Origin of the sequence: Enterobacter sp. 01-M-03-SI-ECC, assembly GCF_047530215.1 — a bacterium.
GTDB classification, from domain to species: Bacteria; Pseudomonadota; Gammaproteobacteria; order Enterobacterales; family Enterobacteriaceae; genus Enterobacter; species Enterobacter chengduensis.
The window spans coordinates 300,229-306,228 of record NZ_JBLKDA010000003.1 but is presented as its reverse complement, the minus strand read 5'-3'; the positions used below and the strand labels follow the sequence as shown (position 1 = coordinate 306,228).

At 48.5% G+C, this 6,000-nt stretch carries 6 protein-coding genes and 4 pseudogenes; 7 read left to right on the top strand and 3 right to left on the bottom strand.

Features of this window, described 5'->3' with window-relative positions; translation table 11 throughout:
• Positions 1-201 precede the first annotated feature (201 nt).
• Entirely contained in the window at positions 202-567 is a 366-nt protein-coding gene (locus tag ACMWKK_RS05090; protein ID WP_406542757.1) for a hypothetical protein, read from the top strand.
• 101 nt (positions 568-668) lie between these two features.
• Positions 669-962, top strand: a pseudogene (locus tag ACMWKK_RS05085) (YciI family protein).
• A 53-nt stretch (positions 963-1,015) separates the two neighbouring features.
• On the opposite strand, the pseudogene ACMWKK_RS05080 reads toward ACMWKK_RS05085, so the two are convergent.
• A pseudogene (locus ACMWKK_RS05080) lies at positions 1,016-1,111 on the bottom strand (DUF933 domain-containing protein); the annotation flags it as partial.
• On the opposite strand from ACMWKK_RS05080, the pseudogene ACMWKK_RS05075 reads away from it, so the two are divergent.
• From ACMWKK_RS05075 to ACMWKK_RS05055, 5 genes and pseudogenes are all read left to right on the top strand, one after another.
• Positions 1,111-2,610, top strand: a pseudogene (locus ACMWKK_RS05075) (RHS repeat-associated core domain-containing protein); the annotation flags it as partial. The pseudogenes ACMWKK_RS05080 and ACMWKK_RS05075 sit on opposite strands and share 1 nt — an antisense overlap.
• Positions 2,611-2,635: 25 nt before the next feature.
• Positions 2,636-2,992, top strand: coding sequence for an SMI1/KNR4 family protein (locus ACMWKK_RS05070; RefSeq protein WP_112780889.1), 357 nt, complete (start codon positions 2,636-2,638; stop codon positions 2,990-2,992).
• A gap of 145 nt (positions 2,993-3,137) precedes the next feature.
• A pseudogene (locus ACMWKK_RS05065) lies at positions 3,138-3,367 on the top strand (RHS repeat protein); the annotation flags it as partial.
• 38 nt (positions 3,368-3,405) lie between these two features.
• Positions 3,406-3,786 (top strand): hypothetical protein, encoded by a 381-nt coding sequence (locus tag ACMWKK_RS05060; RefSeq protein WP_139156901.1) that lies wholly within the window; start codon positions 3,406-3,408, stop codon positions 3,784-3,786.
• Positions 3,787-3,798: 12 nt separating this feature from the next.
• Positions 3,799-4,005 (top strand): hypothetical protein, encoded by a 207-nt coding sequence (locus tag ACMWKK_RS05055; protein WP_112780890.1) that lies wholly within the window; start codon positions 3,799-3,801, stop codon positions 4,003-4,005.
• A 164-nt stretch (positions 4,006-4,169) separates the two neighbouring features.
• On the opposite strand, the gene ychF is transcribed toward ACMWKK_RS05055, so the two are convergent.
• Together ychF and pth are read right to left on the bottom strand one after the other, a co-directional pair.
• Entirely contained in the window at positions 4,170-5,264 is a 1,095-nt protein-coding gene (ychF, locus tag ACMWKK_RS05050) for a redox-regulated ATPase YchF (RefSeq protein ID WP_003856650.1), read from the bottom strand.
• 126 nt (positions 5,265-5,390) lie between these two features.
• Positions 5,391-5,975, bottom strand: a complete 585-nt coding sequence (gene pth, locus ACMWKK_RS05045) for an aminoacyl-tRNA hydrolase (RefSeq protein ID WP_023336005.1) — start codon at positions 5,973-5,975, stop codon at positions 5,391-5,393.
• Positions 5,976-6,000 lie beyond the last annotated feature (25 nt).

The following is a 6,000-nucleotide window of genomic DNA, read 5'->3' as shown; positions in this document are numbered from 1 at the left end:
ATATTATAGTGCGTGGGAAGTTAATTAATTTAATGTTAAACAATGCTCTTTCATTTAAACTTGAAACTTTTCTAGATTTTAATATTTGAAAAAAATAATCGTTTTATTTAGTGCATTAACTATTATTATAGAGTTGATTTCTTTGCAAAACTCGATGGTAACCCGCAGGTTTATAGTTATCAAGTAATTTGAGGTTTAACTATGATTGAAAATCTCATTTGTATTAAAGAAAATGACCTGCTTCAATGGGCATGTGGTGAACGTAACATACTGGTTAGTATGCCATTTTTAGACCATGCAATGGTCGACTCGACACGCCAGTTAGTCTTTGCGTTAAGCGAGACAAAGCCATTACCAGCCGTTTTGACCATCTTCAATGCGCAGGGAGAAAACCTATTTTGGTCAGCACCTCCTGAAGGCGCAGCTTTCTATTACTTAACTTTCAACCTGTCAAAGCAAGTGGTTGTGGTCTGTAGCTATGCGGAAAAGCAAAACGGCTGGCATGATTGGTTTTATTCCTGGGATATGAAGCGTAACGCATTGTCTCTATCGGGCCCTGCGTATTAACATCAAAAGCACCAAAAAATGATAAAAATAACCGGTGGCAAAAGAGGGCTGCATAAGCAGTTCCTACAAGCGGTTTAATAAACAGAGCTGAGAGGCAAAAGATGAGCGCGGTTTACATTGTCATTTTGACCTATACAAAACTACTCGAAGAAATCGACGCAGCGATACCAGCTCATGTTGAGTGGCTTTAAAACGGGTATGCATAGGGGATTTTCCTGGCGTCCGGAAGAAGGATCCCAAGAAACGGTGGAGTCATTCTCGCTAAGTGTGAGAGTCTTGCCTCTCTGGAAGAGCGCTTGCGCGAGGATTCTTTTCAGAGGTTAAAACTTGCGACTGTTAAGATCATTCCTTTTAAACCCAGCATGAAAACAGAACTATTAGACAATGTGTGTTAACCCCGCAATAAAAAATCCACGCCTAAGCGTGGATTTTCTTCATTCAAAACAAATCAAACATTAAACAGGAAGTTCATCACATCGCCATCTTTAACGATGCAATCTTTCCCTTTCGCACGCATCTTGCCTGATTCTTTCTCGCCTTGTTCTCAATAAGCTGTCGGTGTCCGACTTTACCCGCGACGAACTCCACCGGGAGACCAGCCGCACTCAGGGGCTGCTGACCACCCGCAGCGAGTACGACCGTCTTGGCCGCCTGCACCGCCGGGACGTCTTTACCGGCAATGCCCAGCGCCCGTCGCCGCGCCGCTGGTCCCGCCGCTGGGATTACGACTACCGCAATAACCTGGTGCGTGAAGAGCGGGACGATAACCCGTTCAGCTGGTACCGCTGGCAGTACGATAGCGCCGGGCGCCTGCTGGTTCAGGACGGCACGCTGCCCGGACAGGAGCAGTGGCGCTGGGACGCTGCCGGTAACCCGCTCGAAGGATCTGTTGAGAAGGTCACGCACAACCGTCTGACGCAGCTTAACGGCATTCGCTGGCGCTATGACATCCACGGCCGCACCGTAGAGAAGGATAACGGCCGGACCCGCTGGCACTACCGCTACGACGGTGAACATCGCCTGACGGAGGTCATCAGCCAGCCGCGGGACCGCAATAAGCCGCAGACGCAGGTCAGCTTCCGCTACGATCCGCTCGGGCGACGCATCAGCAAAACGCGACGCCAGATGCTGGGCGGACAGCCAACGGGCAGGGCGGTCACCACCCGGTTTGTCTGGGAAGGGTTCCGCCTGCTGCAGGAGGTGCACGGGGATGTGCCGCTCACCTACGTTTACAGCGATCAGGACAGCTACGACCCGCTGGCGCGTATTGACGGCGTTGATGCTCCGGAGATTTTCTGGTTCCACTGCCAGCCGAACGGCACGCCGGAGCGGATGACGGATATTGAAGGGCAGGTGCGCTGGGAAGGGGTGAACAGCGCCTGGGGCAAGCTGCTGCGGGAAAGCGAGACGCAGGTATCAGGATATTCTCAGAACCTGCGCATGCAGGGGCAATACCTGGACCGTGAGACAGGGCTGCACAACAATCTGTTCCGGTATTACGACCCGGACTGCGGTCGGTTTACGCAGCAGGACCCGATAGGGCTGGCGGGAGGGATAAATCTTTACCAGCATGCGCCGAATGCGCTGGGGTGGGTGGATCCGTGGGGGGTGTCGAGATGTAAAGCACCGAACGGATATAAAACGGGTGATGTTGATCCACATGGTAATCTCTCTCCTGGTGTTAACAGGGCGTCGGGCCACACAAATAGTAAAAATGATGGGTTTGTACAAAGTCACCACCCAATACAAGATGCTTGGGCTAAGAAAAGAATTAACGGTTACCAGAGAAATACTGCACCTGCTACGTTACTTAAATCTGCATCAGGCAGTCCACACGCTAATATAAGTTCTGCTCAACGAACTCGTAGAGTTTTACCGGGAGGTTGGGATACAACGTTGAAACAAGAGTTTCATATCAGTTACAAAGAAATGATTGATGCAGGTGTTCCAAAGCAGCAGGCAAGGAAATCGATTAGTGACTCGTATAAATATTTTGACCAATTGAGAGAGTCTAATAGTAGTAATATTCATTTTGATATATAACTTATTCATTTATAGGTAAGCCGATATGGAAAAACAGGATTTAATTGATCAGCTAAATGAAATTGAAAAACTCATGCGCATGTCTTTACCTTCTGAATATAAGCGCTTTATGATTGAAAAAGTCAAGGACACTGACTCTTATGAAATTCAACGAGCAAATGGTGACCAGCTTTATGTTTTCAATTGTTTTGATTTACTTGAAAGAAATAATACATATACAATTCAAGAGGTTGAGCCTGACGTTTTATTGATTGGTCAAGATGGTGACCTTGGGTACTTTTTGAATTTGCGCAAAGGTACTGATGAGATTTATTCTTTAGACCTTGGAGCGTTAGGAAGCCTAGACATGGATAAAGAAAGTAATAGCATATTTATGCTATAACATTTTTTATTTATTAAACAACTTAGTTCAGTATATTGGGAAAATCCACGTTAAATCGTGGATTTTTTCTTTCAAACAAATCGAACATAAAAAAAGAAGTTCATCACATCGTAAGTTTTAATGATGTAATCTTTACCTTTCGCACCCAGCGATGCGCTGCTGGTCTCTCTGCTCGGATTGCGGCTACCGCAATAACCTGGTGCGAGAAGAGCGGGACGATAACCCGTTCAGCGGTTACCGCTGGCAGTACGACAGCGCCGGGCGCCTGCTCGTTTAGGACGGGACGCAGCCGGTAACCCGCTGGAAGGGTCTGCTGAGAAGGTCACGCAGAACCGCCTGACGCACCTGAACGGCATTCGCTGGCGCTATGACATCTGAGGTATCTTAAAGATGATGGTTCTATTAACGCATAGGTGCCTAAAACATTTGAATCCAAATCCGCACCAGTCACTTATTTTGGTTTTGATAAATTAGACTCCGGGCGCACAGTAAGAGATGCCTTCCAGATCATCCAGATCAAAGGAGTAGATAAATTGAATCCACTTGATCCTTTGGATAAATCATGGAGTGATGGACGTCTTAGAGCTGAGTTTGATACGCTCCCATTATTTGATAATGGTGTTCCGCAAGTGCGAACCTCGCGAATGTTCGGCGATAGACCAAGAGCGCCACTTGAACCGTTTACTAAGGCATACCCCGAGTTACCGGGAGAATATACCTCGGGAGGTATTCCAGAGGCTGCCATAGATCCGACTCCGCTAAATCAGTTAAAAATAACGCCGTTGAAAGATTAAGAGAGGGAATGAATGGATAAAGTAATATTTAACAATTATGGAGTGATCCTTATTGAAAGAGAAGGACGCTTTTTTATTAAGCTTTACTCCGGAGGGATCGTGATGAAGGAGGAGGAAGAGGAAGTAAGTCTTGATGAGGCCAAAAAAGTTCAAATGAGTGAAAAAGATGCTTATGAGGTTTTGATCTCAATCGAAAAAAGAGGAAAGTTAAAGCATTAATTTTTTTTAAAAATTATCTTTAAGCTAACAACGGAAAATTAGCTTTTAATTCAATAAATTTAAATAAATCCCTCAATGATGGTCTTTTAAAAGATAACTCTAACATTTTAAGCTTCAGAAAAAAATCCACGCTTTGGCGTGGATTTTTTTTCATTCAAAACAAATCAAACGTTAAACAAGAAGTTCATAACATCGCCATCTTTAACGATGTAATCTTTCCCTTCTGCACGCATTTTGCCTGCTTCTTTCGCGCCTTGCTCACCCTTGTAGGTGATGAAGTCTTCAAACGCGATAGTCTGCGCACGAATAAAGCCTTTCTCGAAGTCGGTGTGGATTTTACCAGCCGCCTGAGGCGCGGTCGCACCCACAGGGATAGTCCACGCACGCACTTCCTTCACGCCAGCGGTGAAGTAGGTCTGCAGGTTCAGCAGCTCATAGCCCGCGCGAATTACGCGGTTCAGGCCCGGCTCTTCCAGACCCAGCTCGGCCATGAACTCTTCACGGTCGGCGTCGTCCAGCTCGGCGATGTCGGATTCAACGGCAGCGCAAACCGCCACAACCACAGAACCTTCCGCCGCGGCGATTTCACGTACTTTGTCCAGGTACGGGTTGTTCTCGAAACCGTCTTCGTTAACGTTGGCAATGTACATGGTTGGCTTCAGGGTCAGGAAGCTCAGGTATTTGATCGCCGCCTTGTCTTCGTCAGTCAGGTTTTTCAGCGCGCGCAGCATGCCCGCGTTTTCCAGCTGTGGCAGGCATTTTTCCAGCGCAGCCAGTTCCGCTTTGGCGTCCTTGTCGCCGCCTTTGGCTTTCTTCTGCACGCGGTGAATGGCGCGTTCGCAGGTGTCGAGGTCAGAGAGCGCCAGCTCGGTGTTGATAACGTCGATGTCGTCAGCCGGATCCACTTTGTTGTTAACGTGGATGATGTTGTCGTTCTCGAAGCAGCGCACAACGTGACCGATCGCTTCGGTTTCACGAATGTTGGTCAGGAACTGGTTACCCAGGCCTTCACCTTTGGATGCGCCTTTTACCAGGCCCGCGATGTCCACGAATTCCATGGTGGTTGGCAGAATGCGCTGCGGCTTCACGATTTCCGCGAGCTGGTCCAGACGCGGGTCGGGCATTGGCACAACGCCGGTGTTAGGTTCGATGGTACAGAACGGGAAGTTCGCCGCTTCGATACCCGCTTTGGTAAGCGCGTTAAACAGGGTGGATTTGCCCACGTTTGGCAGACCGACGATACCGCATTTGAATCCCATTTCTAAATCACCTTAATATCTTGATAATCAATCCGTTACCGATAACCGATTGATGAAAAGTAAATAACTACGCCTATTATACACGTAACCCGCATGACGCGCGGTAAAAAAGCCGGATCGGGCGGATTATTGCGCTTTGAAAGCGTGTAAGCGGTTTGTCGCTTTGGTTAACCCGTCTTTCAGCCAGATTTCAGTGCAGCGCGCCGCCTCGTCTACCGCCTCGTCAATCAGTTTTTGTTCGGAAACAGGGGGCTTACCGAGCACGAAACCGACAACTTTGTTTTTATCGCCCGGATGGCCGATTCCGACGCGCAAACGGTGGAAATTCGGGTTATTGCCCAGCTTGCTGATGATGTCTTTAAGGCCGTTGTGGCCGCCGTGTCCGCCGCCCAGCTTGAATTTTGCCACGCCGGGCGGAAGATCCAGCTCATCGTGAGCCACCAGAATTTCATCCGGGTTGATGCGATAAAACGTCGCCATGGCCGCCACGGCTTTACCGCTCAGGTTCATAAAAGTGGTGGGCACCAGCAGGCGCACATCAGCACCGGCAAGATTAATACGTGAGGTATACCCGAAGAATTTAGGTTCTTCACGCAGGGGAGCACGTAACCGTTCGGCCAGCAGATCGACGTACCATGCCCCGGCATTATGGCGGGTGGCCGCGTACTCTGCGCCCGGGTTGGCGAGGCCGACAATCAGTTTAATCGTCACGAGGTAATTCCTAATGGGTTCCAGA

Bases quoted from the DNA above. Each gene is read 5' to 3' on its own strand.
- ychF (WP_003856650.1), bottom strand. From the start codon at position 5,264: ATGGGATTCAAATGCGGTATCGTCGGTCTGCCAAACGTGGGCAAATCC.
- ACMWKK_RS05055 (WP_112780890.1), top strand. From the start codon at position 3,799: ATGGATAAAGTAATATTTAACAATTATGGAGTGATCCTTATTGAAAGA.
- ACMWKK_RS05090 (WP_406542757.1), top strand. From the start codon at position 202: ATGATTGAAAATCTCATTTGTATTAAAGAAAATGACCTGCTTCAATGG.
- ACMWKK_RS05070 (WP_112780889.1), top strand. From the start codon at position 2,636: ATGGAAAAACAGGATTTAATTGATCAGCTAAATGAAATTGAAAAACTC.